Source organism: Parafrankia sp. Ea1.12 (assembly GCF_900465275.1).
Lineage (GTDB): Bacteria > Actinomycetota > Actinomycetes > Frankiales > Frankiaceae > Parafrankia > Parafrankia soli.
The window spans coordinates 1-1,748 of sequence record NZ_UBIZ01000508.1 but is presented as its reverse complement, the minus strand read 5'-3'; the positions used below and the strand labels follow the sequence as shown (position 1 = coordinate 1,748).

The following is a 1,748-nucleotide window of genomic DNA, read 5'->3' as shown; positions in this document are numbered from 1 at the left end:
GTATCCATTCACGGGTCCGCGCGGCTGGTCCGCTGAGCTGGGTTGATGTGTTGGGATGACACGCTGGGGCCGTTGCTTGATCGGGTCGGCGGTCTGGTGATGATCGTGGGCTGTGGCTGACCCGTCCGTGTCGTTGGAGTCGCGGGTTCGGGCTGCCGAGGAGCGGGTCGGCGCGCTTGCGGAGGAGAACCGGCGGCTGGCGGAGACGAACGGCCGGCTGCGGCGGGTGATCCAGGACATGGCCGAGCGGCACGAGGTGGAGCTGGCCGCGGAGCGGGCGGCGCGGGAGCGTCTGGAGTTGCAGGTCGCGGAGCTTGCGCGGCGGGTCGGGATGGACAGCTCGAACTCCTCGACTCCGCCGTCGAAGGAGCCACTGGCCGCGAAGGAGAAGCGGAAGGCGACCAGGGCGGCGTCCCAGCGGGTGCGGTCGAAGGACCGCAAGCCGGGTGGGCAGCCTGGTCGGGACGGTGCGCGGCTGGCACCGGCCGACGATCCGGACCGGACCGAGACGGCGGTCCCGCCGGCCGAGTGCTCGTCGTGCCGGGCAGACCTGTCTGGCGGTCGGGACGCCGGGGCGGGCTGGGCGCAGGTCTGGGACCTGCTGCCCGCGGTGCTGGAGAAGGTGCACTGGGTGCTGCCGCGGCGGCGCTGCGGCTGCTGCGGGAAGGTCACGACCGCGTCGGTGCCGTTCGCCCGGCCGGGGTGTGTGACGTACGGGCCGCACCTGAACGGCGCGGCGGTGCTGCTGGTCTCGGAGGGCAACGTGCCCGTCGAACGGGCCGCGGCGCTGATCGACGGGCTGGTCGGGGTGGCGGTGTCGTCCGGGTTCGTCGCCCGCGCGAACGCCCGCCTGGGCGAGCGGCTCGACGCCGCCGGGTTCGACGCGGCGATGAGGAAGGCGCTGGCCGCCGAGCCGGTGCTGTGCGCGGACGAGACCCCGGTCAACCTGTGGCACAAGGACCGTGGCGCCGACGGCGCCGAACTGGCCGGCAGCCCGCACGTCGTCACGGTGCGCACCCCGGCCCCGGGGCTGGTCTGGTACGCCCCCGTCCACTCCCGCTCCTCGAAGGCACTCAAGGACCTGGGCGTGCTCGACGGCTTCACCGGCCACCTCGTCCGCGACGACTACTCCGGCTGGGCGCAGTTCGACGCCCAGCTCGCAGGCGTCCAGCAGTGCCTCGCCCACATGATCAGACATCTCCAGGGTGTCTGGGACCTCCACCACGACGAGCAGCGCTGGGCCCGCCGCGTCCAGGACGTCCTGCGCGAGGCCCACACCGCCGTCACCACCGCGACCGCCGCCGGCGATGACCACCTCGACCCCGACCTGCTCACGGCCCTGCGCGCCCGCTACGACAAGGACGTCGAGTGGGGCCGGATCACCAACCGCTGCCGCGACTGGCACGACGGCAACCACCCCGGACACAAACTCGCCCGACGACTCGCGGACAAGGCCGACCAGGTCTGGTTGTTCACGAAGAACTTCGCCGTTCCCTGGACGAACAACCCGGCAGAGCAGGCCCTACGCGGCCCGAAACGCCACCAGGCCGTCTCCGGCTACTGGCACCGCCCAGCGACCCTGGGCGCCTACTGCCGCGTCCGCTCCTACCTCGTCTCCGCCCGCGACCACGGCATCCGCGCCCTCGACGCCATCCACGACGCCCTCGCCGGCCGGCCCTGGCTACCAACCCCGGTCGCTACCGCAGCCTGAAACAGCATCAACACGGGTCGCACCCGTGAATGGACAC

General features: G+C 72.6%; 1 protein-coding gene. It reads left to right on the top strand.

The annotated features are described in order from the left end of the window. Positions 1 to 112: 112 nt before the first annotated feature. Positions 113 to 1,711 carry an IS66 family transposase gene (locus FMEAI12_RS30025; RefSeq protein WP_112108686.1) on the top strand — a complete coding sequence of 533 codons (1,599 nt, stop codon included), beginning with the start codon at positions 113 to 115 and terminating at the stop codon, positions 1,709 to 1,711. The last annotated feature ends 37 nt before the right edge of the window (positions 1,712 to 1,748 follow it).